The sequence below is a fragment of the Erythrobacter colymbi genome (genome assembly GCF_002155685.1).
GTDB lineage: Bacteria > Pseudomonadota > Alphaproteobacteria > Sphingomonadales > Sphingomonadaceae > Erythrobacter > Erythrobacter colymbi.
Genome location: NZ_MUYK01000004.1, coordinates 304,337 through 329,352, shown reverse-complemented (window position 1 = coordinate 329,352; position 25,016 = coordinate 304,337). Strand labels below are relative to the sequence as shown.

The window sequence follows — 25,016 nt, the reverse complement described above, 5'->3', positions numbered from 1 at the left end:
CTCGCCCGGAGGGGCGAGCGAAAAACAAATTACGCCGCGCGCGGCATGGGCTCATCGTGGGCGAGGCTTGGCACCGGCAGCGCGCGCTCGACACCCAACGCCGCGAAGACCAGATCGGTCAGGCGCTCCGTTCCGCCGCTGAGGCTCATGTCGACCGGCACCATGCCCAGCGCCGCCATGTCGTCGATCTCCTCGGACCCGGGCACGGTGATGATGCGGGTGAGGCCCGGCATCCGCTCCTGCACCAGCGGGGTGACCTCGCGCGAGACGTCGGTCACGCCGGTCGCGATCACCAGAACCTGCCGCCGCTCGATCCCGATCGCTTCCCAGCTGCGCGGATCGGCGGGGTTGGCGCGGTGGACGTGGTAGCCATCGGCGAGCGCCATCTGGAAGCGGTCGTGATCGGACTCGAGCGCGAGATAGTCGATATCGTTGAAGGCCAGCGCATCGGCGAGCGCGCGGCCGGCGGGGGTCATGCCGATGATCGCCACGGGTGCATCGTCGCCCGCCATCTTGGCATCGGGCGGGCCCTGGCGCAGGCGTCCGGCGAGCTTGCGGCCCAAATTGGATACAAAAGGCGTCACCGCGAGGCTGATCGCGATGGCGGTGACCATCGCCGAGACCAGCCGGCTGTCGGCCAGCCCGGCCACCGCGGGCAGCGCCAGCAGCACCAGCGTGAACTCGCTCCCCTGCCCGAGCAGGAAGCCGAGCTGGATCGATCCCGGCACCGACCAGCGGTTGAGCATCGCGGCGACGACGTTGAAGGCGCATTTGAGCGCAATCACCCCCGCGGTCAGCGCGACCACCAGCTGCCAGTCCGCCACCAGTCCGGCCGGGTCGATGCTGAGGCCGACCGAGATGAAGAAGAAGCTCATGAACAGCCCGCGGAAGGCGTCGATCTCGGTCTGAACAAGGATGCGGTAGCGCGAATCCGCCACCGCCATTCCGCCGAGGAAGGCGCCCAGCGTCAGCGAGAGGCCCGCCATCCCCGTCGCCCACCCGGCGGCGAGTGCGATGAACAGGGCGGTGCCGGTATAGACCTCGGTCGTGCCGGCGCGGGCGATAAGGCCGAACAGCGGCTCGGTCAGGAACCGCGCGAACAGCACCGCGATGCCGAAGGCGGCAAGCGCCTTGGCGCCGGCAAGGCCGAGCGCGGGGGCGAGCGCACCCCCGCTCGCCAGCGCGCCGGCAGTGACGAGGAGGAGGATCGCGGCGATGTCCTGGAAGATCAGGATCGATTGCGCCGCGCGGCCCACGGGGCAGTCCTCCTGCCCGCGCTCGCGGATCAGGCCGATGACGACCGCGGTGGAGGACAGGCCCATGCCGAAGCCCGCGATCACCGCGAAGGCCGGCGGCAGGCCCAGCGCCCAGAACAGCGCGGCAAAGCCTCCGCCCGCGACGATCATCTGCAAGCTGCCGAAGCCGAAGATGTTGCCCGCCTCGGCCCTGATCCGCCCGAGCGAGAAGTGCAGGCCGAGGTTGAACAGCAGGAACATCACCCCCGCTTCGGCCATCGCGGCGACCAGCGGCCCGCTGAAGTCCTTGGCCATGCCGAGGCTCGCAAGCCCCAGCCCGAGCCCGAGATAGCCGACGATCGGGTTCAGCCGCAGCGCGCGGCTGGCGAGGGCCGCGCCGATGCCGAGGCCGAGCAGCGTGATCGCCGGCTGGATGGTCGCGACCACCGAATGCGCGTCTGATGCTTCGCCCGCCATCGACCGGAGTGCCCCGCTTGAATTGCCAACCTTGGGCAGATGGGGCTTTGCAGGGGGTCTGGCAAGCGCCCCGGCACGCGCACGCGCTGGCTCTGGCCTTGTGGCAGCGATTTGTGGCAAGGGCCGCACCATGCGGGCGTGGCGGAATGGTAGACGCCGGGGACTTAAAATCCCCTGAGCTTTGCTCGTGCGGGTTCGAGTCCCGCCGCCCGTACATCACCTGCGCCCCGCCCCGCGAAAGGTGCGACCTTCGTCAATTAACTTAGGCCCAGCGGGCCCCTTTGTTATCCACCCCTTAACGCCTTGCGGGTTACGCCCGAGGTGAAGCGTGGGGCAGGACCGTCTCCATGCGTCTCGCCAGTGCCAGGACCAGGGGCTGTCGGGTTGGGACACAGACCATGGATGTTGCCTCGAATCCGGCTCGTCTCGAGCCGACGCCCGAACCGCCCGGCGCGGACCAGCGCGCCGCACCCCGTTTCACCCTGCTTATCAGGGCGGCCAAGCTGGTGTCGGCGCAGGGCGAATTCGTCTGCGTTATCCGTGATGTGTCCGAAACCGGCGTGAGCGTGCGCACCTTCCACGCCCTGCCCGGCTGCGAGGATTTCGCGCTGCACATGCCGGCGGGGGCCATCTACGAGATCGTCAAGATCTGGCAGCGCGGCAACGAGGCGGGCTTCACCTTCGGCCAGGCGGTCGAGGTCGAGAGGCTCGTCAACGAATCGAGCGAGTATCCCAAGCGCGGGCTGCGGCTGGGGCTGTGCTTCCCGGTCGCCGTGAACACCCTCAGCGGCAGCTTCGAGGCGGTGGTCGAGAACCTCTCGCAGCAGGGCGCACGCCTCACCTGCGACCGGATGCTGGCGATCGACCAGACGGTGCGGATCGCCATGCCCGATCTGGGGGGCAAGCCGCGCGAGGTGCGGGCGAAGGTGCGCTGGCGGCGCGACCAGCACTATGGCGTGGTGTTCGACGACACCTTCACCCTCGGCGATTTCGCGCGGCTGGCGGCGCTGCTCCAGGCCCCGGCGCTGCTAGAAGAGGCCGTTCCGCCCGCGGGCGCCTAGGCGGGCACGAACTTCAGCGCGACGCCGTTGATGCAGTGGCGCTTGCCGGTGGGCTGGGGGCCGTCCCCGAAGATATGCCCGAGATGGCCGCCGCAATCGGCGCAGTGGACCTCGGTGCGGGGATAGCCGATCAGGTAGTCGGTCGACGTGCCGACCGCGCCCTTGTCGATCGCCTGCCAGAAGCTCGGCCAGCCGGTGCCGCTGTCGAACTTGGTGGCCGAGGAATAGAGCTGGTTGCTGCACGCGGCGCACACGAAGGTGCCCTTGCGGTGCTCCTTGTTGAGCGGCGAAGTGAAGGCGCGCTCGGTCCCGGCCTCGCGCAGCACGTAATACTGGTCGCGGGTGAGCAGCTTCTTCCACTCGGCGTCGGGGCGGCCTTTGGGATAGGACTTCGCCTCGGCGGGCGAGGCGCCGCAGGCGCTCACGAAGGGCAGCATTCCGCCTATCGCTGCACTCGCGGCGAGCAGGCGGCGGCGGTTGAGGAAGGGCAGGCGCATGGGGTTCTCCGTGGGTGCGGGCACGCTGCCCGCTCCCCTTTTACGTCGAAAACGCCCCGCAGGTTTCACCCCCTTCAGAAAGTCGTGACTTCGACCTCGAGCTTGCGGAAGCCGTGGACGAAGTTCGCGCGCACCCGCTCGACATCGCCCGCGACATGCACCCGCATCCGGCGCTTGTGCATTTCCTCGAGCAGCACCCGCAGCTGCAATTCCGCCAGCCGCGCGCCGACGCAGCGGTGGATGCCGTAGCCGAAGGAGAGATGGCGCCGCGCGTTCTCGCGGGTGATGTCGAGCTTGTCGGGGTTCTCGAACACCTCGTCATCGCGATTGGCGCTGATGTACCACAGCACCACCTTGTCGCCCGCCTTGATGGTCTGGCCGAACACCTCGGTATCCTCGGTGCAGGTGCGGCGCATGTGCGCGAGCGGCACCTGCATGCGCAGGATTTCCTGCACCGCATTGGGGATCAGCTCGGGGTTTTCCTCATAGAGCTTGCGCTGGTCGGGGAACTTGTCGAGCGCGTGGATGATCCCGCTCATGGTGTTGCGGGTGGTATCGTTGCCGCCGACGATCAGCAGCACCAGATTGCCCATGAATTCCTCGGGCCGCATCTGGTTCATCGCGGGCGAGTGGATCATCATCGAGATCAGATCGTTGCCCGGCTCCTTGTCCATCGTGCGCTCGATCCACAGCGACTGGAAATAGGCCGCCATCTCCTGGAGGATGCCCCAGCGCAGCTCGTCAAGCTCGCGCACCGCGCCCAGTTCGGTATCACCCGACCAGTCCGACCAGAAGGTCAGCAAGCGGCGGTCTTCCCAGGGGAAGCCGAAAAGGATCGCGAGCATGCCGGTGGTGAGCTCGATCGAGACCGTATCGACCCAGTCGAACACCTTTCCGCGCGGCAGCGAGTCCAGAAGCTCGCCGGTACGCTGGCGGATCTCCGCCTCCATGTCGGTGACGGCAGACGGCGTGAACTTGGGGGCGACGGTGCGGCGCTGGCCGGTGTGCTGCGGGCGATCCATCGCGATGAACATCGGCAGCTCGCGCCGCTCGATATTGGCATCGGCCAGCTCCTCGTCGGAGAGGCGGTTGAGGATGGTGATCCCGCCGTGTTCCCAGCTCGACGAGAAGATTTCCGGCAGGGCCTCGATGTGCTGGATCGCCTTGTGGCCGACCACCGCCCAATAGGGGCCGAAGGGGCTTTCCGGGATCCAGTGCAGCTGGCCGGCCTTGCGCATCTCGGCAAAGATCGGCTGCCACTTGTCCTCGAAATAGATGTCCGAGCGGCTGACGTCCCACGGATGGGTGTGCTGGAGCCGCGCTTCGGGGTGCTCCGCGAAGTGGGCCTGGAGCGCTTCGTAGGAGGAAGGCTCGCGCCGCACCTGCGGGCGCTGGATTGCGGGCTGGGTGGGGGCGATCGTGGCCATGATGTCTCTCCCGTCGGGCGACATCATCATCCGGCCGCTCCGATCCGAGTCGCAATCTGCCTCAACTGACAGCCATGTCAATAGCGGGTTGCGAATCGAGACTGATTACGCGTTCGCGCGAAGGCCCTTCTTCACCTTTTCGCGCCCGGCCCCGCCCGACTTCATCACCCGCTTGCGGAACAGCAGCGAGCCGCCCTTGACCAGCAGCAGCACGGCCCCCGCCTGCCATGCGATGGCGAGCGCATGGGTCCACAGCTCCGGCTCCATCGCCGCACGCGCCAGCATCGCGAAGGGCGAGGACAGCGGGAAGGCGATTGCAGCCATCTCCAGCGCCGATCCGGGCTGCTTGATGGTGTAGGCAGCAAGGAAGAACACCATCAGCTGGAGCATGGTGACGGGCATCGACAGGGTCTGCACCTCGCGCACCGAGGTCGCCATCGAACCGATGGTGAGGAACAGCGCGCCGAGCAGCAGATAGGCCATCGCGAAGTAGATGATGCCCAGCGCCACGAACAGCGGCCAGCCCACCGCAGGGGCAGGCAGGCGCGCGGGATCGAACCCGGTCACCTGCGTGATCGCGTCCCCGCCGAGGCTCCACAGCCCGAAGGCGGCAAGACCCCACACCGCGATACCGACGAAGGAGACGGCGAGCATCGCAAACAGCTTGCCCATGAACACCGCGTCCATCGGGATCGCCGCGGCGAGGATCTCGATGATCTTGTTGGCCTTCTCCTCGACGAGGTTGGAGAGCACCATGCCCGCCAGCAGCATCGTCAGCAGGAACAGCAGCATCTGCGCGATCTGCGCGGTCTGGACGCGGGTCGAACGCTCCGATGCGGCCGAGGTGGCGACGGCTTCGGTGGCAACGCCCGGGAAGGCGGTCGGCTCGGCCTCCATCGCGTGGCCCGCGACAAGGCCGACCGGGCCCTGCCAGCGCGCGATCTGGCCCTCGGTGCCGACCAGCTTCGGCGCAGCGAGCGTGCCGGTGACGATCGCGGCGTAGTTGCCGCGGCGCGCTTCCATGAATTCGCGCGCGTCGAAGGCGCTATCGCCTTCGGCCTCGGGAACGGGACGCAGCAGCGGCAGCGCCGGGCCGAGCTGGTCCGTCAGGCGGCCGGCGGCGGCGGTCATCGCGGCGTTGTCGGCAGGGCTCATGGCGAGACCCACCTCGACGCTCACCGCATCGCGCTGCACCTCGCCGCCGATGCTGCCGGCGAGCCCGCCGACGATCACGGGGAAGAGCGGCCCGAGCAGGAAAAACAGGAAGGCACGGCTGAACAGCACCGCCACGAAATCGCGCCGGGCGATCACCCAGGCGGCCTCCATCGCCGAGAGGCGCGGACGCAGGAACTCGCTCATGCCCGGTCTCCCTCGTTGTCGGCCTGCAGCTGGCGCGCGGCCGCCTCGCCCGCGATAGCGACGAAGGCATCGTGCAGGCCTGCGCGCTCGATCGAGAGCGAGAGGATGCCCGCCTCGCCTTCGATCAGGCCCTTGAGCAGCGGTTCGATCCCGCTTTCGGGCAGCGGGAAGTGGAAGAAGTCGCCGTTGCGGCGGGTCTCGGGCGGCAGGAACGACAGCCACCCGCCCTCGCGCGCGCGGGTTTCGAGGCGCACCTGCGCCGGGATGCGGTCACGCGCGGCTTCGACACTGCCGGCATAGGGCACCTTGCCCCCGGCGATGATCGCGACGCCTTCGCAAAGCCGCTCGGCATGGTGGATCACGTGGGTCGAGAAGATCACGGTGACGCCGTCATCGGCGAGCGCGCGGATCATCTGTTCGAGCTTGCCCTGGTTGATCGCGTCTAGCCCCGAGAAGGGCTCGTCGAGCACCACCAGCCGCGGCTTGTGGACCAGCGTGCCGAGCAGCTGGACGGTCTGCGCCATGCCCTTGGAAAGCTGGCGGATCTGGCGGTCGGCGGCATGGGTGAGGCCGTGGCGTTCGAGCAGCTCGACCGCGCGGGCGCGGCCTTCCTTGAGCGGCAGGCCCCGCAGCGCGCCCATGAAGGCGATCGCCTCGATGCATTTCATCGCGGGGTAAAGGCCGCGCTCTTCGGGCAGGTATCCGATCAGCCGGCCGATATCGTGCGGCCGGTCATGCCCGAACACGCGGCGCACGCCCTCGTCCGGATCGATGATGCCGAGCAGCATCCTGAGCGTCGTGGTTTTCCCTGCGCCGTTGGGCCCGAGGATCCCGTAGATCGCGCCCTCGGGGACCGAAATGTCCACCCCGTCCACCGCGCGCGTGCCGTCGAAGCTCTTGACCAGCCCGCGCGCCTCGATTGCCAGGGGCCGCGCATCGGAAGGAATGGCGCTGAAGCCTTCCCCCTGATTGCCCGCCCGCATCTGATCGCTTACCGCCATATCCATGGCATACGCGGTTAGCGGGCAGGATTAAACGGGAGCCTCTCCAGATATGGTAAATGCCCCGGTGACAACTGGCCTCGAAGCGCGGATCGCCGCCGAGGCGCGGGCGCTGGGCTTTGCCGTCTGCGGGTTTACCGGCGCGGGCGAGAATCCGCTGCGGGCGGAGCGTCTCGAGCAGTGGCTCGGCGAGGGGCATCACGGGTCGATGGCGTGGATGGAGACGCGGCTCGATCACCGCCGCTCGCCCCAGGGTCTGTGGCCCGAGGCGAAGAGCGTCATCGCGCTCGGCATGAGCTATGCCCCCGCGCATGATCCGCTGGCGCTGGAGGGCTCGGATGCCCACGCGCGGATCTCGGTCTATGCGCAAGGCAAGGACTATCACGACGTGGTGAAGAAGCGCCTCAAGGCGCTCGCCCGCTGGCTGGTGGCCGAGGTGCCGGAGGCGGGCGTAAAGGTCTTTGTCGACACCGCGCCGGTGATGGAAAAGCCCTTGGGCGAGGCGGCGGGGATCGGGTGGCAGGGCAAGCACACCAACCTCGTCAGCCCGACCCACGGCAGCTGGCTGTTCCTCGGCGCGATCTACACGACGCTCGATCTGGCGGCGGCGGAACCTCACCGCGACCAGTGCGGGAGCTGCCGCGCCTGTATGGAAGCCTGCCCGACCGACGCCTTCCCCGCGCCTTACCGGCTCGATGCGCGGCGCTGCATTTCCTACTTGACCATAGAGCACAAGGGCGAAGTTCCCGAAGATCTGCGCCCCCTGCTGGGCAACCGCATCTACGGCTGCGACGATTGCCTCGCGGTGTGCCCGTGGAACAAGTTCGCCAGCGCCGCGCAGGCCATCGCCGAGTTCCTCCCCCGCGCCGAACTGGTCGCCCCGCGGCTGGAGGAGCTGCTTGCTCTGAACGATGCGGGCTTCCGCGCGCTGTTCTCGGGCTCCCCGATCAAGCGCATCGGTCGCGACCGCTTCGTGCGGAACTGCCTCTATGCGGCCGGCAACAGCGGTAACGCGCGCCTGATCCCGCGGGTTGCGGCGTTAACCGGCGACCCCGACCCGGTGATCGCCGATGCGGCGCAGTGGGCGCTCGCGCGGCTTACAGCAAGTCCTTGAGCGCCACCTCGGGGTCGGCGAGTTGCGCCGGGTCGATCCGGCCGCAGCCGTTCTCGAGCAGCTTGCGCGCCTGCACGTAGTCCTTCATCGTCCCCACGCAGTCGAAGGCGATCGGCACCCCGCCCTTGAGATAGACGACGGTGAACTTGCGGCTTGCCGGATCGCCGCGCAGCACCGTCTGGTCGAAGCCGAGGCTCAGCCCCGCCGTCTGGAGCTTCAGGTCATACTGGTTCGACCAGAACCACGGCAGCGCGTGATAGGGCTCCTTCTCGCCCATGATCGCCTTCGCGACCGTGTTCGCCATGTCATGCGCGTTCTGGACCGATTCCAGGCGGATCACGGCGTTGTCGGCAAAGGCGTTGGCGTGGGCCGCGCAGTCGCCGATCGCGTAGACATCGTCGAGCGTGGTGCGACAGCAGAAGTCGACATCGACCCCGTTGGAGCCTGCCGCCCCTGCCGCGATCAGCGGCGCGACCGCGGGGACGATCCCGATGCCCACCACCACCATGTCGCAGGGCACCTCCTCGCCGGTGTCGAGCCGGACGCCGGTGACCTTGCCCTCTCCCAGCACCGAATGGACGCCGGTCGAAAGCCGCACGTCGACGCCCTGCCGGCGGTGCTCCTCGGCGTAGAAGGTCGACAATTCCTCGCCCGCCACCCGCGCGAGCAGGCGATCGAGCATCTCGACCAGCACGACCTCGCAGCCGAGCTTCCTCAGTACGGCCGCCGCTTCCAGACCGATATAGCCGCCGCCGATCACCACCGCGCGCTTCGCGCCTGCTTCGAGCGCGCGCATCATCGCGTCGGCATCGGATTTGTCGCGGACGTAGAACACGCCCGGCAACACCGCGCCGGGCACCGGCAGGCGGCGCGGATCGCCGCCGCCCGACCAGATCAGCTTGCGATAGGTGACCTGCCCCCCGTCCGACAGCGTCAGGCGGTGGGCGTGCGGGTCGATCGCGGTTACCGCCGCGCCGAGACGGAGGGCGATCTCCTTCTCGGCCCAGAACTTCTCGGGGCGGATCATGATCCGCTCGAAGCCTTTATCTCCCGCGAGATACTCCTTCGAGAGCGGCGGGCGTTCGTAGGGCGGCGCATCGTCGCGCCCGATCATCAGGATCGAGCCTTCGTGCCCGTGCTGGCGCAGAGCGATCGCCGCCTGCGCGCCGCCGTGGCCGGTGCCGACGATGACGACGTCTGCGTGCTGATTGGTGGATGCCATTGTCTGCCTGTGCCCCTCCGGCGTTATGCGGGCCTTGATGTGGCGCAAAATGCCGGAGGGTCAAGCTGGCTGAAGCGAGAGTGCTACCGCTCGAGCAGATTCCGCGCCTGACTCGCGATCTGGGCCAGCATCGCCGCGCCGACGGGCGGGCGGGCCTGGGCACGAGCGATCATGGCGCGGAACTGCGCCACGCCCGAGGCATTGCGCGCCGCCCACTCGGCCACCGCGCCGCGCGGGTCGGCCTTGCCTGCCTTGGAGGCGATCTGGCGCCGCAGGAACTCGATCCGCATCTGCTGGAAATCGCGCGCGAGGCCCGAGACCAGCAGGCGCTCCCACACGTCAGACGGGCTCATATGCGCCGCCGTGCCCTGCGCCCAGTCGAGGCCGAGCGCGGTGCCGATGTCGGTGAAGGCATGGGTCAGCAAGCGCGGCTCGATCCCGCCGGCGAGCGCGGCCTGCGCGAGGCCCACCGCCCCGTCGAAATCGAACAGGTTGGCGACCTTGGCCGCCAGCCCCTCGGGCGCGCCGAGAGCGACGAAGCTGTCACGCAGCGCCTTGGAGCGGGCACGCGGCTCGTCGGTCAGCAGCTCCTCGCGGCCTGCGACCAGCGCGGTAACCCCCTCGCCCAGCTCGCCGATCATCTGGCCGGCCGCGACCTTGCCCGATGCCGTGCGCAGCACGTCGGACATGAGGTTGCCGACCGCCGCCGCGAGTCGGTCGAACAGCGCGAGGCGCGCGGTTTCGGGCATCGCGGCCGCTTCGAGCTCGCGCCACAGCGGTTCGAGGCCGAACAGACGCTCGGCTACCACGAAGGCGGCGGCAACCTCGGCGAGGCCCACGCCCTCTTCCTCGGCAAGTTCAAAGGGATGGACCATGCCGAGCCGGTTGACGATGCGGTTCGACAGGCTGGTCGCGATCATCTCGCGCCGCAGACGGTGGGTGCGGATCTCTTCGGCAAAGGTCTTGCGCATCGGTGCCGGGAAACGCGCGATCAGCAGCGGTTCGAGCACCGGATCATCGGGCAGCGCGCTCGCTTCGAGCGCCGCCTGGATCGCGAGCTTGGCCGAGGACAGCAGCACCGCCAGTTCGGGCCGCATCAGCCCGCGCCCGTCGGCGGCGCGGCGGATCAGGGTCTCGCCATCGGCGACGCCCTCGGTGCGGCGGTCGAAATCGCCGATCTCCTCGAGCCGCTCGATCAGGCGCACATAGGCCGCCGTCGCGCCCGGCCCGCCGCTTTCGGCGATCGACAGGGCGAGCGCCTGCAGGCGGTTGTCCTCGAGCACCAGTTCGACGACCTCGTCGGTCATGCTGGCAAGCAGGGCGTTGCGCTTCTTCTCGGAGAGCTTGCCGCTCTTGGTCGCGGCGGCCAGCGCGATCTTGATGTTGACCTCGTTGTCCGAGCAGTCGACCCCGGCCGAGTTGTCGATGAAGTCGGTGTTGATGCGCCCGCCGTTCATGGCGAAGGCGATGCGCCCGGCCTGCGTGACGCCGAGGTTCGCACCCTCGCCGATCACCCGCGCGCGGACTTCGGTGGCGTCGACCCGCAGCCCGTCATTGGCCGCATCGCCGACCGCGACGTTGTTTTCCTGCGGAGCCTTCACATAGGTGCCGATGCCGCCGAACCACAGCAGGTCGACAGGTGCGCGCAGGATCGCGGTGATCAGCGCCTCGGGCTCGATCTCCTTCACATCGATGCCGAGCGCGGCGCGTGCCTGCTTCGACAGCTTGATCGACTTGGCCGAGCGCGGGAACACCCCGCCGCCCTTGGAAATCAGGCTCTTGTCGTAATCGTCCCAGCTCGAACGCGGCAGGGCGAACATCCGCGCGCGCTCCTTCCAGCTCGCGGCCGGATCGGGGGTGGGGTCGATGAAGATGTGGCGGTGATCGAAGGCGGCGACCAGCTTGAGCGCCTTGGAGAGCAGCATCCCGTTGCCGAACACGTCGCCCGACATGTCGCCGCAGCCCACGACGGTGACGGGATCGCCCTGCACGTCGATGCCCATCTCGCGGAAGTGGCGCTGGACGGAGAGCCATGCGCCGCGCGCGGTGATGCCCATCGCCTTGTGGTCGTACCCGTTCGAGCCGCCGCTGGCGAAGGCGTCGTCGAGCCAGAAGTCGCGGCTCTGCGCGATGCCGTTGGCGATGTCGGAGAAGGTCGCGGTGCCCTTGTCGGCGGCGACCACGAAATAGGGGTCCTCGCCGTCGAGCACGGTGACGCAGCCGGGGTGCACCACCTGGCCCTCGACGATATTGTCGGTGACCGAAAGCAGCGTGCGGATGAAGATCTCATAGGCGGCGCGGCCCTCGGCGGCCCAGCCCTCGCGGTCGATTGCGGGCGAGGGAAGCTGCTTGGGATAGAACCCGCCCTTGGCCCCCGACGGCACGATCACCGCGTTCTTGACGCGCTGCGCCTTCATCAGCCCGAGGATTTCGGTGCGGAAGTCGTCGCGACGGTCGGACCAGCGCAGGCCCCCGCGCGCCACCGCGCCCGAGCGCAGGTGGATGCCCTCGACCCGGCGCGAATAGACGAAGATCTCGCGCCACGGCAGCGGCTTGGGCAGGCCGGACACACGGTGCGAATCGAGCTTGAAGGCCAGCGCCTCGGCCTGCGCCGGGGCGAAGGCGTTGGTGCGCAGCACCGCATCGACCACCGCGCGGTAGAGCCGCAGCAGGCGGTCGTCGTTGATCGCGGTGACCTTGGCGAGCCCGCGGGTGAAGGCCCCCTGCGCGGTGGCGACGGCTTCGTCGCGGTCACCTTCGAAAGCGGGATTGTGACGCGCCTCGAACAGCGCGATCATCGCCGCGGTCACCTGCGGCGCGGCGGCGAGCGCGTCGACGACGGTGTAGATCGTGTAGCTCACCCCCGTCTGGCGCAGATAGCGGTAGATCGCGCGCAGCCAGTTGGCCTCGCGCGGGAGCAGGCCCGCGGCAGGGATCAGGCGGTTGAAAGGATCATCCTCCGCCGCGCCGTTGAGCACGTCGGCGAGCGCATCCTCGATCAGCCCCGCGCGTTCCAGAAGCGCGCCGGCCTCGCGCCCGGCGGGCAGGGTGAGGATGAAGTCGTGGATCGAGCCGAGCGTGGGATCGGTCAGATAGGTCGGCACCTCGGCGACCACGCGGAAGCCGAAATTCTCGAAGGCGGGCACCGCATCCGACAGCGCCAGCGCGCCGCGGTGGAGATAGACCTTGAGCCGCAGCGTATCGCGCCCGTCGGCGGGCAGGCGATAGAGCCGCACCGCGCGCTCGGGCGCCTTGGCGATCGTACCGTCGCCCTCGTTCATCACCAGCGCGCGCAGCTTGGCGATGTCGCGCGCGGCTTCCTGCGGGCCATAGGCGAGGCGGTAGCCGGTCGGGAAGGCGGCGGCATAGCGGCTCGCCAGCGTCGCTGCGCGGCCTTCCTCCTCGGTGTCGGCGAGATGGGTCGCGACCGCCTCGTTCCAGCCGCGCAGCAGGTCGGCTAGCTGCGCCTCGATCGCGGCGTCATCGGGCAGGCTCGCACAAGCGCGCACGTCGATCAGGAAGCGCAGCAGCGCGAGGGTCGAGCTTTCGACCTCGAGGCTCCAGTCGAGCAGCGCCGCGCCGGGGTTCGCCAGCAGCATCGCCTGAATCTGGAGGCGCACATCCGTGCTCATGTGGTCGCGCGGCAGCCACACGAAGGCGAAGACGTGGCGTTCGAGCGTCGCGGGCACGGTGATGACGCGCGGGCGCGGGCGGTCGATCAGCGCCATCTTGGCGGTGACGAGCTGGGCCACACGCTCGGGCTCGAAGGCGGTGAGGAGATCGTTGGGCAGCGAGGTGAAAGCATGCACCAGCGCCTTGCCGTTGTGCCCGGCGGGGTCGAAGTGGAGGCGGGCAGTCAGGTCGCTCACCATCGCGCGCAGCACCGGCACCTCGGCGGGCCGCGCATTCATCGCCGCGCTGGTCCAAAGGCCCGCGTGAATCGAGAGCGCGGTGATCCGGCCACCCTCGCGCACCGGCACGATGAACAGGTCGAGCGGGCTGGCGCGGTGGACGCGCGACTGGACGTTGGACTTGATCGCCAGCATCGCGCGCGGGGTTCCCGCGGCCTCGTGCCGGTCGAACCATTCGAAGGCGCGTTCATAGGAAATCTCGGCGAGCAGGTCCTGCGCCGAGGCGCGGCAGATGCCGAGCCGGGCTTCGCTGGTGCCGTCGCGGCGGCGGGTCAGGTGGCCGAGCTGGGTCAGCATCCCGCCGCCGAGCCAGCCGAGCAATGCGCCCGCCTCGCCGTCGATCGCGGCGACCGTGCCGGCATCGGCATGGATCGCGGCCTGCATCGCGGGCCAGTCTGCCACGGCAGCATGGACATCGCCGAGCGTGGTCTGAAGCGCTTCGAGCAGCTCGCGCCGCTGGCGGGCATCGACGCGCGGGGTCTCGATATAGATCAGCGATTCGTGCGCGCCGCCCTTGCCGAGGCCGGTCATCGCGCCGCCAGCATCGCGCTCGACCGGCACCACCGGGTGCAGCAGACGGTCGATGCCGAGGCCCTGCGCCGCAATGGTCGCCGCGACCGAATCGACGAGGAAGGGCTGGTCGTCATTGACGATGGCGATGCGCAGGTGACGCTTTTCGCGGGTGGCGGATTCGAGCTGGACGATGGCCTCGCCCGGCGCGCGGGTGGCGGCGGCGGCGATCAGCCATTCGGCCGCTTCCCCGAGCACGGCCTTGTCGGCCGGGGCCTCTCCGGGGAGCAGTGAGGCTTCGAGCTGGAGGCGAAGGGCTTTGGTCAGCGCGCGGGCATTGCCCCGCGGCGCGTCGGCGGCGACGGTCTTGGACCCCATAGTCGGCTCCTGCTCATCCTGCGTTCCGGACTGCGCTATGGCGCGCAACATTATTGTTCCGGATTGTTGTTATCGTGTCTTGCGCGATACAGGCTTTTCGCCTCGCGGTGCAAGCACGATGATCGCCTAATGCTACGCCGCTGCGACGGTCTGGCAGGCGTCCATGGTCAGCTCGAGGCTGCGGATGCGCGCCTCGGGGTCATAGGTCGCTCCGCACAGCATGATCTCGTCAGCGCCGGTGCGCGCCACGAAGGCGGCGATCCCCTCGCGCACCTGCGCCGGCGTGCCGACAGCGGCGGCCTGACCGATATGCGCGAGCATCGCCTGCGCCGAAGCGGGGAGCGTGTCGGTGTAGCGCTCGACCGGCGGGGGGAGCTTGCCCGGCTGGCCGGTGCGCAGCCGCACGAAGCTCTGCTGCTGGCTCGAGGCGAGCAGCCGTGCCTCGGCCTCGGTCTCGGCTGCAAAGACGTTCATCGCGACCATCACGTGGGGCTTGTCCAGCGCCTCGGAGGGCTGGAAGTCGCGGCGATAGACCGCCAGCGCGGCATCAAGGTGGTCGGGCGCGAAATGCGCGGCGAAGGCATAGGGCAGGCCCAGCTTGGCGGCGAGCTGCGCGCCGAACAGGCTCGACCCCAGCATCCACAGCTCCACCTGCGCGCCGCGGCCCGGGGTGGCGGTGATCGGCAGGTCGAAGTCCCCCGTCAGCAGCGCGCGCAGTTCGACCACGTCCTGCGGGAAGTATTCCGCGGCCTGGTGGAGGTTCTTCCTCAGCGCCCGCTGCAGTTCCGGCCCCGCCCCCGGCGCACGGCCGAGTCCCAAGTCGATTCGCCCCGGGAACAGCGCGTCGAGCGTGCCGAACTGCTCGGCGATCTGGAACGGGGTGTGGTTGGGCAGCATGATCCCGCCCGATCCGATGCGGATGGAGCTGGTGGCGTTGCCGATATGGGCGAGCACGACCGACGTGGCCCCGCCCGCGATCCCGTCCATCGCGTGATGCTCGGCCACCCAGAACCGGTCGCAGCCGAAGCGCTCGGCCGCGCGGGCGAGGTCGGCGGTGGCGGCGAAGGCTTCGGACAGCGTCCCGCCCTCGCGCACCGGCACAAGATCGAGGACGGAGAAACGGGTCATGACTGCGGGGTCTCCTGCGGCGGCGGGGGCGCGGCGGCGTTGTCGCCCGCTTGCCCGAGCTGCGCAAGATAGTCCGTGGCGGTCGCCGCTTCAGGCGTGCCCGGCGCAAGGTCGATCACCGATTGCCAGCTCGCCCGCGCCGCGTCGTCGCGCCCGCCGAGCACTGCGATGACCCCGGCTTCGAGGCCGACGGCGGGGTTGGCGGGGGCGAGGCCGGCGGCGCGTTCGATCGCGGTCTGGGCCTCGGCGAGCTTCTCCATCCGCCGCAGCAGGGTCGCCTTGAGCAGCCAGCCCTCAGCGCGTTCGGGGGCGAGGGCAGTGGAATTCTCCAGCGCGGCGAGCGCCTCGTCACCCCGCCCCAGTGCCACCAGCGCGCGGGCGCGGTCGCTCGCGGCGATGGCTTCGAGCAGCGCGGCCTTGGCGGTGCGGGCGTCTGCCTCGGCAAGCGTCAGCAGTTCCAGCGCGCCTGCCGCATCCCCGCCCGCCAGCGCGGCATTTCCGGCCAGCGCGGCAAAGCGCGCACGGGCGCGGGGCTCGGCCTCGGGCGTCTCGTCACGCGCCGCGACGAAGGCTGCGCGAGCATCGCTCCACAGCCCCAGCTCCGAGGCTGCCGTGCCGAGGCAATGGTTGGCGAGCACGCGGTCGGCCCCCGTCGTCTCGGTCCGGCGGATCTGCGCCATGCTGTTGGCGCGGGCCGGGTCTTCCTCGATCTGGGCGAGGCACCCGGCGAGCCATGCGCTGGTGGGATTGAGCGGGGCCTCCTCGGCCTGCGGGCTCTCGGACGGAGCGGTGCGCGCCGGACGGTCGCGCACCAGATCGTCGCCCTGTAGCGCGCCTCCGGTGGGGTTGGGGCCGACTTGCAGGGCGAGGGCGAGGAGGATCGACAAGAGGGCGCTATCCGTAGAATTCGGCCACGATGGCCTTGAGGGTGGCGATGTCGCTCTCGCGCGACAGGCGGTGGTCGCCGTCCTCTACCAGCGTCACCTGAACGTCAGCCGACCGGAGCGCGGCCTTCAGGCGCAGTGAAATCTCCCACGGCACATCGGCGTCCTGCTTGCCGTGAATGAGGCGCACGGGGCAGGCGAGGTCGATCATGCTCTCGAGCCTGAGGTGGCATTCGGCATCGGCGAAGAACTTCGCGTGGGTCGGTGTGGGCTCGGGGCCATAGGGATTGGGCTCGTAGATCGTCTCCCCCGCGAGCAGCGCCGCGCGCTGGCTATCGGTGTAGCCCCAGCGGGTGAAATCGGGCGCGGGGGCGATCCCGACCAGCCCGGCGAGGCGGTGCTTCATGTGCTCGGCGACGAGCAGCATCAACCACCCGCCCATGGACGAGCCCGCGATCAGCACCGGCCCGGAGACATAGCTTTCGACCAGCGCCAGCACCTCGTCGCGCCAGCTGGACAGCATCCCCTCGGCAAAGTCACCCTCGCTCTGCCCGCAGCCGGAGTAATCGAGCAGCAGGCAGGCGCGACCCTTCGCCTGCGCCTCGGCGAAGAGCGCAGTCGCCTTCCCGCCGCTCATGTCGGACATGTAGCCGGGCAGGAAGACGAGGCACGGCCCCTCTCCGTGGGTATAGCGGAAGGCGACGCGGCGGCCGTCGTAAAGCTTGTGATGCAGGATCGTGCTCATGCTCCCAACCATGCCTTGCGCGAGGGGCGAAACGCAACCATTGTCGCCGCCGCGATTGTCATACGGCGGTCGCATCAGCGACTGTCACAGCAGCGCAACGGGAGAGGAATAAGCGCGCCCCATGTTCAAGACCGATACCGACGCCGCCCAGCCGGCCGCCTCGCCTGCTGCCCTCACCCGCCGCAGCCTGTTCACCCTCGCCGGAGCCGGCGCCGCGCTCGCCGCCGCACCGGCCGCCGCGCGCAGCTTCGGGACGGGCTTCACCCATAATGTCGCGAGCGGCGAGCCGGCGGCCAATTCGGTGCTGCTGTGGACGCGCTATGTCGCCGACAAGGAAACCGCGCTGACCTGGCAGGTGAGCGAGAGCGAGAGCTTCGCCAGGCCGGTCGCCGAAGGCAGCGTCACCGCCTCGGCGAGCCGCGACTGGTGCGCCAAGGGCCTCGCCACCGGCCTTTCGCCCGATCGCTGGTACTTCTTCCGCTTCCTCGCGCCCGACGGCACCGCCTCGCCCACGGGCCGCACCCGCACTCTGCCGCAGGGCCCCTCGGCCAAGTTCCGGATGGCGGTGTTCTCCTGCGCCAATTTCGGCTTCGGCTGGTTCAACGCCTATGGCCATGCGGTCGAGGCGAACGACGTCGACCTCGCGGTGCATCTGGGCGACTACATCTACGAATACGGCCTCGGCACCTATCCCACCGCCGGGCAGGCCCACCCCGACCGCGTGCTCGAGCCTTCGACCGAGATCGTCGCGCTGACCGATTACCGCCTGCGCTACGCCACCTACCGCGCCGATCCCGATCTCCAGCGGCTCCACCAGGTGCTGCCGATGATCGCGGTGTGGGATGATCACGAGAGCGCCAATGATTCGTGGAAGAACGGCGCGCAGAACCACCAGAGCGATACCGAGGGTGACTGGCAGGTGCGCAAGGCCGCCGCCAAGCAGGCCTACCGCGAATGGATGCCGGTGCCCGACACGCCCTATTCGACCTATCAGGTGGGCGACCTTGCCACGCTGTTCCGGATCGACACCCGGCTGGAAGGCCGCGACGAGCAGTTCAGCCTCGAAAAGGTGATGGCGGGGATCAAGGACCCGCAGGCGCTTGCCGAGACTCTGGCGAAGTTCCGCGACGGCGCTTGGGCCGACAAGGACCGCCAGCTGCTCGGCGCGGCGCAGGAAACGTGGCTGGCCGAAGCACTCGCAGCCTCGACCCGTGCCGGCACCCATTGGCAGGTGCTCGCGCAGCAAGTGCTGATCGGCAATCTCAAGACGCCGAAGGACCTGATGCGCCAGGCAGGCAGCGGCCTGCCCGATTTCATCCGCGGACGGCTCGAAGCCGCCGCTGCCGCGAGCGAGGCGGGCCTGCCCTCCAACATGGACGCGTGGGACGGCTACCCCGCCGCGCGCGAGCGGGTGTTCAAGGCGGCGCTGAACGCCGACGCGAACCTCGTCGTGCTGGCGGGCGACACCCACAACGCCTGGGCCTTCGAGCTGTCGCAGGACGGTGCGGCGGTCGGCGTCGAGTTCGGCGGCCATTCGGTGAGCTCGCCGGGCTACGAAAGCTACCTCACCTTCGTCCAGCCCGATACCCTCGCGGCGGCGCTGGTGGCGGAGAACCCGCAGCTCAAATGGGCCAACACCGCGCAGCGCGGCTACATGGCGGTCGAACTCACCCCCGCCCGCGTGACGACCGAGTACCGCTTCATCGCGGGCGTGAAGCAGCGCTCGACCCAGCTGGCGGGCACGAAGCGGATCAGCACCGACAAGGGCTCGGGCAAGCTGGCGGTCTAGTCCCTCAGGAAGATCGCCTCGATCGGCAGGCCGAACACGTCGGCGATGCTGAAGGCGAGGGGGAGGGAAGGGTCGTAGCGGCCCTTCTCGATCGCGTTGACGCTCTGACGCGAGACGCCCAGCCGGTCGGCGAGGTCCTGCTGGCTCCACCCGTGTTCGGCGCGCAGAACGCGAAGGCGGTTGTTCATTCCGCCGCCTCCGCCTCATCGTCATCCTCGGCACAATCCGCCCGGTTGACGAAGGCGTTCCACATCCCGCCCAGACCGAGGCCCACGAACCAGAAGAACGCCGCGCCGAATCCGCCATTGCCCGGCGGAACGACGTCGTAATTCTGCAGAAACTCCCACACTGTCATGATGCTGAGGCAGAAAGCGGTCGCGAAGAGTGACTGACGCACCAGCATCATGCGCAGGTATTCGTCGGTCTCCTCGGCCAGCAGGCGGAAGATCGTCCAGAACGTGGCAAGAATCGGCAGCGCGGGTAGCACCGCGACCGGATAGGCGAGCACGCCCGCAGGCGGGGCGTGGCGGAACAGCCAACCCGCGGTGAAGATCAGCACGACATAGATCGCCATGCAGATCGTCAGGCGCTTGAGGTAGCGCCGCATCGCGGGGGACATGCGCGCGCGCATGGCTCACGCCTTCCGCGGGGCGCAGGCGGGACGGCGGATCAGCCACGGCACCATCGCCAAGGGGGCATATTGCGCGACCTGCGCGGGGATCACGTCGAAAATCGCCAGCACGGCGATCGCGATCAGCGCGGCAGCAAGGCAGAGCGCTTCTTGGATGCGGGACATGGAAAGCTCCTTTTTCATAATGACAAGGTCGCTTTACATTAGAGTCGCCGCAGATGTCAAGGAGGCTTTCCATCACTCCGGCAGGTGACTTTTAACCCCCGCTCGCCTATATCCCTCGCATGGCCAAGCTGCTGACCACCACCGCGACCACGACCACCCGGACTACCATCCGGGGGCGGCGGCGCGCGGGTTAGGCCCGAGCATCCGCCGCCCGGATCGGGGCGGCGCGGTGTTCTCCCCCTTCCGGTAACTGACGCAACACCGCTCTTCCGGTGCGTTCCCCTTTGCCCTAAGGCGCGCCCAAACGAGACGGATGTGCGACGATGACCGAACTGCTCAAGATCAGCCTGCCCGATGGCTCGGTGCGAGAAGTGCCGCAGGGTTCGACCCCGGCGGATATTGCCGCGGCGATCGGCCCAGGCCTCGCCAAGGCTGCAATTGCCGCGCGCGTCGATGGCGAGCTGCGCGACCTGACCCGCCCCTTCGATGGCGACGCCCAGCTCGCGCTGGTCACCAGCCGCGACGAGGCCGATGCGCTCGAACTCGCCCGCCACGATTACGCCCACGTGCTCGCCGAGGCGGTGCAGTCGCTCTTCCCCGGCACGCAGATCACCTTCGGCCCGGCGACCGACGACGGCTTCTACTATGACGTGAAGGCCCCCGAGAGCCGCGAACCCTTCGGCATGGACGATCTTCCCCTCATCGAGGAGGAGATGCGCCGCATCATCCGCGCCGACAAGCCGCTGCGCCGCGAGGTGTGGAGCCGCGAGGACCTGATTGCCAAGTGGGCGGGCGAGGGAGAGACCTTCAAGGCCGAATGGGCCAAGGAACTGCCCGAGGGCGAGGAACTCACCGTCTACTGGAGCGGCAACGACTGGCTCGACATGTGCCGCGGCCCGCACCTGCCCTCGACCGGCAAGCTCGATCCCGATGCCTTCAAGCTGATGCGCGTCGCCGGGGCCTATTGGCGCGGTGACCAGAACAATGCGCAGCTCACCCGCATCTACGGCACTGGCTGGCTCAACAAGAAGCAGCTGCAGGCGCACCTCACGCGGCTGGAGGAAGCCGCCAAGCGCGACCACCGCAAGCTGGGGCGCGAGATGGACCTGTTCCACTTGCAGGAAGAGGCCCACGGGAGCGTCTTTTGGCACCCCAAGGGCTACCGCATCTGGCGCGAGCTCGAGAGCTATATGCGCCGCAAGATGGACGGCGCGGGCTACCGCGAGATCAAGACCCCGCAGCTGATGGACGTGCGCCAGTGGACGCAGTCGGGCCACTGGGGGAAGTATGCGCAGAACATGTTCGCGGTCCCCGACATCGTCCCCGATGTCGACGAGGAGAGCGGTGTCGCCTCGCCCAAGGTCGCCGATGATGCCGCGTGGATGGCAATCAAGCCGATGAACTGCCCGGCGCACGTGATGGTCTTCAAGCAGGGGATCACCTCCTACCGCGACCTCCCCATCCGCCTCGGCGAAATGGGCTGCTGCCACCGCAACGAGCCGCACGGCGCGCTCCACGGGCTGATGCGCGTGCGCCAGTTCACGCAGGACGACGCGCATATCTTCTGCACCGAGGGCCAGGTGGTCTCCGAAGTGCAGGCCTTCATCGCGCTGGCCGATTCGGTCTACCGCGACTTCGGGTTCACCTATGACATCAAGCTCGCGCTGCGCCCCGAAAAGCGCTTCGGCAGCGACGCCGATTGGGACAAGGCCGAGCAGGAACTGCGCGATGCGGTCGCGGCCAACGGCCTCGAATGGGAAGAACTCCCCGGCGAGGGCGCGTTCTATGCCCCCAAGCTCGAATGGCACCTCACCGACGCGATCGGGCGCACCTGGCAGGTCGGCACGATCCAGTCCGACCGCGTGCTGCCCGAGCGGCTCGATGCGCATTACATCGGCGAGGATGGCGAAAAGCACCGCCCGGTGATGCTCCACCGCGCGATCTTCGGGAGCTACGAACGCTTCATCGGCATCCTGATCGAGCACTTCGCCGGCAAGCTCCCCGCATGGCTCGCGCCGGTGCAGGCGGTGGTGGCGACCATCGTCTCGGACGCCGATCCCTATGCCGAAGACGTCGCCGCCCAGCTGCGCGCGGCGGGCATCCGGGTCGAGACCGACACCCGCAACGAGAAGATCAACTACAAGGTGCGCGAACACTCGCTCGCCAAGGTTCCGCACCTGCTGGTGGTCGGCAAGCGCGAGGCCGAGGAAGGCACCGTCGCGGTGCGCACGCTGGGCGCCGAGCACCAGAAGGTAATGCCGCTCGCCGAGGCGATCGCGATGCTCAAGAGCGAAGGCACCCCGCCCGACCTCGCGTAATGCAGCGCTTGCCATGCCGATGATGATCACCCTCTCGCTGCTGCTTAACATCGCCGTGCTGGTGCCGGTGACGGGGAGCATCATCGGCAACGCGGGGTGGGTGGAGGCGGCCTATGGCCCGCCCTCGCCTGCCCGCGGCATCGTGCTGGCGGTGTATCTCGCGATTCTGGCGGGATCGGCAGCGCTGCTGTGGAAGCCGGTGCCGGCGATGGTGGCCGCGCTGCTGCTGGTGCAGATCGCCTACAAGCTGATGACCCCCTTCACCGTCGGCACGCTCGCCAATCCGGTGGTGCTGAGCAACCTCGCCATCGCCGCCTTCCATGCAGTGACGGTGACGCTGATCTTCCAGCGCACCGCGCCCTAGTGGAACTGCCGGGGGGTTTCACCGCGCTCCAGATTGGCGTCGCGCTGGCGGCGGCCTTCGGCTCCGCCTTCGTGCGCGGGATCGCGAGCTTCGGCATGGCGATCCTGCTGGTGCCGGTGCTCGCCCTCGCGCTTCCGCCGGTCGAGGCGGTGCTGCTTGCCAATGCGCTCTCGCTGATGATCGGGGCGAGCGAGATCCGCAGTCTCGTGCGCGATACCGAGCCGACCGCCTGGGTGATCGGTGCGCTGGTGGTGCTGACGACCCCGCTGGGCCTGTGGGCGCTGTCGGTCACCGCGAAGGACGTCGCCCGGCTCGCCATCGCCCTCACCGCGCTCGGCGCTTTCGCGATCATCCTGCTGCCCAAGCGCGGCGCCGGGGTGCCGGGGCACGGGGTGACGGGTCTCGTCGGCATGCTCGCCGGGCTGATGACGGGCTATGCCGGGATGCCCGGGCCGGCGGTCGTGCCCTATTATGCCGGGCGGACGCTGCCGCGCGCCACCGCCAAGGCCTCGATGCAGCTGGTCTTCACCATCGCCGCGAGCACCGGGCTGGCGAGCGCGACATGGCTCGGCATCCTGCAGGCGGAGCTGCTGCTCTTCGCGGTGCTGCTGCTGCCGACGGTGATCCTCGGCAATGCCTTGGGCGCGCGGGTCTCGCACCGGATCGGCGACGGGCTGTGGCGCACGATCGTCGCCGTGGTGCTGGGCGGCGCGGCGCTGGGGGCGCTGCTGCGGCTGGTCTAGTTTTCGGTCGCACCGCCTTAGGCGAAAAACCGGTTCCCGCTTTTTCGCGCGATGCTCCTAGCTCACCCAGCGCGCGGCCAGCACCTGCCCGCCGCCTGGCTGCCGCAGCACCACCGCATAGCGGTCCGCGCCCGGCACCTTGAGCGTCTGCGGGGCGATGGCGATGCTCGCCTTGCCCCCGCTCCAGTCGCCGACCTTGCGCTCCGAGCGCAGGACATTGACGTAGGCGACCTTGCGCCCGCCGTTCTCGCCGCTGCCGATGCCGACTTCGACCTTGCGGGTCACGGCGAGCAGCACCAGCTCGGCCTTGCCCTGCCCGGTGCCGGTAAGATTGACTGCAAAGCCTCCCGCCGCCCCCGGCGCGACGCGGATCGCGGCGTCGCCCTGGCTGCCGTACTGCTTGATCCCGTCAGCGACATCATCGGCGTGCGAGCCGACCGCGCCGAAGCTGCCATCGACCACCAGCTGCGGGGTGTAGACCCCGTTCTGCCCCGCAAGCCCGCGGCGCGCATAGGTCTGCTGGAGCGCGGTGTTGCTTTCCTGACCCAGCGTGTCCTTCCACCCCAGACGGTCCCAATAGGTCACGTTGCGGGAGATCACGACGAGATCGGGGTTGGCGGCGAGCTTCTCAGCCAGCGCGTCGGCGGGCGGGCAGGAGGAGCAGCCCTGGCTGGTGAACAGCTCGAGCAGCACCGGCTCTCCGGTCGCAGCGATGGCGGGCGCCTTGGCGGCGGTCGCAGCCGAGGGCGCGCCCTGCGACAGGCCGAGCGTGGCGGCACCAAGCACGGCAACGACGCCGAGCGTGAGAAACAGGGGGCGGCTGAAGGTCATGGGTTCATCCTCGCACAAGTGTGTCGGGGATGCTTTCGCGTTTTACCGGCGTCCGGTTACGCGAAGGGACTCAGAAAGGCAGCGCGCGTCCGGCGAGGATCAGCGAGAGCGCACAGCCGAGCACGATCATCTGCCGCGCGAATTCCACCGCATCGAAGCGGTCGGCAACAGCAAGCGGAAGAGCGAGAGCGCGGGCCATGAACAGCACTCTCGCTCCAAATCCCTAATGAAGCGTTAACTCCACCCCTCAGGCGGGCATCTGCTGGCTGGCGCAGTGGAACCCGCCGCCGCCGGCGAGCACAGCCTCGCCCGGGAGGCCGATGGTGTCACGATCCGGGAACAGCGCGGCGATGGCGGCGACGCCCTCGGCATCGTGGGGCGAGCAGAAGGTCGGCACCACCACGAGGTGCGAGGTGATCGCGAAGTTGACGTAACTCGCGGGCTCGATCCTGCCATCGCGCTCGATCCGCCCGGGGGAGGGGATGCGCACCACCTCCACGCCCGCGTCAGCCGCACGTGCGGCGGCATCGGCGTAGATCGCGGCGTTGGGATCGTCCTTGCCGGTGGCCTCGGGCACCACGAGGCGGTTCGGGGCGACGAAGCGCGCGAGATTGTCGACATGGCCGTCGGTGTGGTCGTTGATCAGGCCATCGCCGAGCCACAGCACGCGGGTGAAGCCCAGCTGCGCTGCCAGTTCCGCTTCGATCTCCGCGCGGCCCAGATGCGGGTTGCGGTTGGGGTTGAGGAGGCACTGCTCGGTCGTCGCGACCAGCCCGGTGCCGTCGCCATCGACCGCCCCGCCTTCGAGGATCATCGGGGTCGCGGTGATCGCCAGCCCGGCATCGCGCGCCAGTTCGGCGCCGATCTCCATATCGCCCGGCATGAGGTACTTGCCGCCCCAGCCGTTGAAACCGAAGCGCCGTGCGCTGCGGGTGCCGTCGGCCTCGTGGACCACCAGCGGGCCGGTGTCGCGCAGCCAGACGTCGCCATAGACCCGCCGTTCGAGCGTGACCTTGCTGCTGACGAGCGAGCGCGCCCGCGCCTCGTTGGCTTCATCGCGCACCAGCAGGCGCACCGCTTGCCCGCTCTCCGCCACGGCAGAGGCGAAGTCGGCCATCTGCTCCTGCGCGGGTTCGAGCCAGCCGGGCCACTCCTCGGCGAGGTGCGGGAAGCCGATCCAGATCCAGTCCTGCGGGGCCCATTCGGGCGGCATGATCATCGCCATG

General features: G+C 69.0%; 22 protein-coding genes and 1 tRNA gene. 7 read left to right on the top strand and 16 right to left on the bottom strand.

All coding sequences use genetic code 11. From position 1 onward, the window contains the following. Window positions 1–29 precede the first annotated feature (29 nt). Window positions 30–1,712, bottom strand: coding sequence for a cation:proton antiporter domain-containing protein (locus BZF57_RS11225; RefSeq protein WP_086737790.1), 1,683 nt, complete (start codon window positions 1,710–1,712; stop codon window positions 30–32). A 132-nt stretch (window positions 1,713–1,844) separates the two neighbouring features. Here BZF57_RS11225 and BZF57_RS11220 point away from each other — a divergent pair. Both BZF57_RS11220 and BZF57_RS11215 read left to right on the top strand, forming a co-directional pair. Next, a tRNA-Leu gene (locus tag BZF57_RS11220) sits at window positions 1,845–1,926 on the top strand. 184 nt (window positions 1,927–2,110) lie between these two features. Beyond that, on the top strand, window positions 2,111–2,773 hold the full coding sequence (locus BZF57_RS11215; RefSeq protein ID WP_086737788.1) for a PilZ domain-containing protein: 663 nt from the start codon (window positions 2,111–2,113) through the stop codon (window positions 2,771–2,773). On the opposite strand, the gene msrB is transcribed toward BZF57_RS11215, so the two are convergent. From msrB to BZF57_RS11195, 4 genes are all read right to left on the bottom strand, one after another. Further along, window positions 2,770–3,270 carry a peptide-methionine (R)-S-oxide reductase MsrB gene (msrB, locus tag BZF57_RS11210; RefSeq protein WP_086737786.1) on the bottom strand — a complete coding sequence of 167 codons (501 nt, stop codon included), beginning with the start codon at window positions 3,268–3,270 and terminating at the stop codon, window positions 2,770–2,772. The two genes, BZF57_RS11215 and msrB, sit on opposite strands and share 4 nt — an antisense overlap. Window positions 3,271–3,344: 74 nt before the next feature. Beyond that, window positions 3,345–4,697, bottom strand: a complete 1,353-nt coding sequence (locus tag BZF57_RS11205; RefSeq protein WP_143738467.1) for a cytochrome P450 — start codon at window positions 4,695–4,697, stop codon at window positions 3,345–3,347. Window positions 4,698–4,802: 105 nt separating this feature from the next. Then, window positions 4,803–6,056, bottom strand: coding sequence for an ABC transporter permease (locus tag BZF57_RS11200; protein ID WP_086737784.1), 1,254 nt, complete (start codon window positions 6,054–6,056; stop codon window positions 4,803–4,805). Beyond that, window positions 6,053–7,039 (bottom strand): ABC transporter ATP-binding protein, encoded by a 987-nt coding sequence (locus tag BZF57_RS11195; RefSeq protein WP_086738057.1) that lies wholly within the window; start codon window positions 7,037–7,039, stop codon window positions 6,053–6,055. Before BZF57_RS11195 ends, BZF57_RS11200 begins: the two co-directional genes overlap by 4 nt. A gap of 70 nt (window positions 7,040–7,109) precedes the next feature. Between BZF57_RS11195 and queG the strand changes: the two genes are divergently transcribed. Then, window positions 7,110–8,171, top strand: coding sequence for a tRNA epoxyqueuosine(34) reductase QueG (gene queG / locus BZF57_RS11190; RefSeq protein WP_086737781.1), 1,062 nt, complete (start codon window positions 7,110–7,112; stop codon window positions 8,169–8,171). On the opposite strand, the gene BZF57_RS11185 is transcribed toward queG, so the two are convergent. The 5 genes from BZF57_RS11185 to BZF57_RS11165 all read right to left on the bottom strand — a co-directional run bounded on the left by BZF57_RS11185 (window position 8,155) and on the right by BZF57_RS11165 (window position 16,949). Then, on the bottom strand, window positions 8,155–9,393 hold the full coding sequence (locus BZF57_RS11185; RefSeq protein ID WP_086737779.1) for an NAD(P)/FAD-dependent oxidoreductase: 1,239 nt from the start codon (window positions 9,391–9,393) through the stop codon (window positions 8,155–8,157). The genes queG and BZF57_RS11185 overlap by 17 nt on opposite strands. 83 nt (window positions 9,394–9,476) lie before the next feature. Further along, on the bottom strand, window positions 9,477–14,192 hold the full coding sequence (locus BZF57_RS11180; RefSeq protein WP_086737776.1) for an NAD-glutamate dehydrogenase: 4,716 nt from the start codon (window positions 14,190–14,192) through the stop codon (window positions 9,477–9,479). A 132-nt stretch (window positions 14,193–14,324) separates the two neighbouring features. Then, on the bottom strand, window positions 14,325–15,320 hold the full coding sequence (locus BZF57_RS11175; RefSeq protein ID WP_086737775.1) for an LLM class flavin-dependent oxidoreductase: 996 nt from the start codon (window positions 15,318–15,320) through the stop codon (window positions 14,325–14,327). After that, a complete protein-coding gene (locus BZF57_RS11170; protein ID WP_240505948.1) occupies window positions 15,317–16,207 on the bottom strand; it encodes a tetratricopeptide repeat protein in 891 nt (296 codons plus the stop codon). Before BZF57_RS11170 ends, BZF57_RS11175 begins: the two co-directional genes overlap by 4 nt. A 7-nt stretch (window positions 16,208–16,214) precedes the next feature. Further along, window positions 16,215–16,949: an alpha/beta hydrolase family protein gene (locus BZF57_RS11165; RefSeq protein WP_169712961.1), complete on the bottom strand. Its 735-nt coding sequence runs from the start codon at window positions 16,947–16,949 to the stop codon at window positions 16,215–16,217. A gap of 121 nt (window positions 16,950–17,070) precedes the next feature. On the opposite strand from BZF57_RS11165, the gene BZF57_RS11160 reads away from it, so the two are divergent. After that, window positions 17,071–18,738 (top strand): alkaline phosphatase D family protein, encoded by a 1,668-nt coding sequence (locus BZF57_RS11160; RefSeq protein ID WP_086737771.1) that lies wholly within the window; start codon window positions 17,071–17,073, stop codon window positions 18,736–18,738. On the opposite strand, the gene BZF57_RS11155 is transcribed toward BZF57_RS11160, so the two are convergent. The 3 genes from BZF57_RS11155 to BZF57_RS21105 are packed head-to-tail and all read right to left on the bottom strand — an operon-like array spanning window position 18,735 to window position 19,534. Next, on the bottom strand, window positions 18,735–18,926 hold the full coding sequence (locus BZF57_RS11155) for a helix-turn-helix transcriptional regulator (RefSeq protein ID WP_086737768.1): 192 nt from the start codon (window positions 18,924–18,926) through the stop codon (window positions 18,735–18,737). The two genes, BZF57_RS11160 and BZF57_RS11155, sit on opposite strands and share 4 nt — an antisense overlap. After that, window positions 18,923–19,369, bottom strand: coding sequence for a hypothetical protein (locus BZF57_RS11150; protein WP_086737766.1), 447 nt, complete (start codon window positions 19,367–19,369; stop codon window positions 18,923–18,925). The genes BZF57_RS11155 and BZF57_RS11150 overlap by 4 nt, the downstream gene beginning before the upstream one ends. 3 nt (window positions 19,370–19,372) lie before the next feature. After that, the gene (locus tag BZF57_RS21105; protein WP_156076249.1) at window positions 19,373–19,534 is read right to left on the bottom strand and encodes a hypothetical protein; all 162 of its coding nucleotides are present in this window, start codon (window positions 19,532–19,534) and stop codon (window positions 19,373–19,375) included. Window positions 19,535–19,857: 323 nt separating this feature from the next. Here BZF57_RS21105 and thrS point away from each other — a divergent pair, with 323 nt between their 5' ends. The 3 genes from thrS to BZF57_RS11135 are packed head-to-tail and all read left to right on the top strand — an operon-like array spanning window position 19,858 to window position 22,959. Continuing rightward, a complete protein-coding gene (gene thrS / locus BZF57_RS11145) occupies window positions 19,858–21,852 on the top strand; it encodes a threonine--tRNA ligase (RefSeq protein ID WP_086737764.1) in 1,995 nt (664 codons plus the stop codon). A gap of 19 nt (window positions 21,853–21,871) precedes the next feature. Beyond that, window positions 21,872–22,216, top strand: coding sequence for a hypothetical protein (locus tag BZF57_RS11140; RefSeq protein ID WP_240505947.1), 345 nt, complete (start codon window positions 21,872–21,874; stop codon window positions 22,214–22,216). Continuing rightward, window positions 22,216–22,959: a TSUP family transporter gene (locus BZF57_RS11135; RefSeq protein WP_086737760.1), complete on the top strand. Its 744-nt coding sequence runs from the start codon at window positions 22,216–22,218 to the stop codon at window positions 22,957–22,959. Before BZF57_RS11140 ends, BZF57_RS11135 begins: the two co-directional genes overlap by 1 nt. A gap of 57 nt (window positions 22,960–23,016) precedes the next feature. Here the strand turns inward: BZF57_RS11135 and BZF57_RS11130 are convergent, their stop codons facing one another. The 3 genes from BZF57_RS11130 to BZF57_RS11125 all read right to left on the bottom strand — a co-directional run bounded on the left by BZF57_RS11130 (window position 23,017) and on the right by BZF57_RS11125 (window position 25,015). Further along, the gene (locus BZF57_RS11130) at window positions 23,017–23,790 is read right to left on the bottom strand and encodes a DUF1223 domain-containing protein (RefSeq protein WP_086737758.1); all 774 of its coding nucleotides are present in this window, start codon (window positions 23,788–23,790) and stop codon (window positions 23,017–23,019) included. A 70-nt stretch (window positions 23,791–23,860) separates the two neighbouring features. After that, window positions 23,861–23,989: a hypothetical protein gene (locus BZF57_RS21730; protein WP_276206620.1), complete on the bottom strand. Its 129-nt coding sequence runs from the start codon at window positions 23,987–23,989 to the stop codon at window positions 23,861–23,863. Between the two features lie 48 nt (window positions 23,990–24,037). After that, on the bottom strand, window positions 24,038–25,015 hold the full coding sequence (locus tag BZF57_RS11125; RefSeq protein WP_086737756.1) for an agmatine deiminase family protein: 978 nt from the start codon (window positions 25,013–25,015) through the stop codon (window positions 24,038–24,040). Between the last annotated feature and the right edge of the window lies 1 nt (window position 25,016).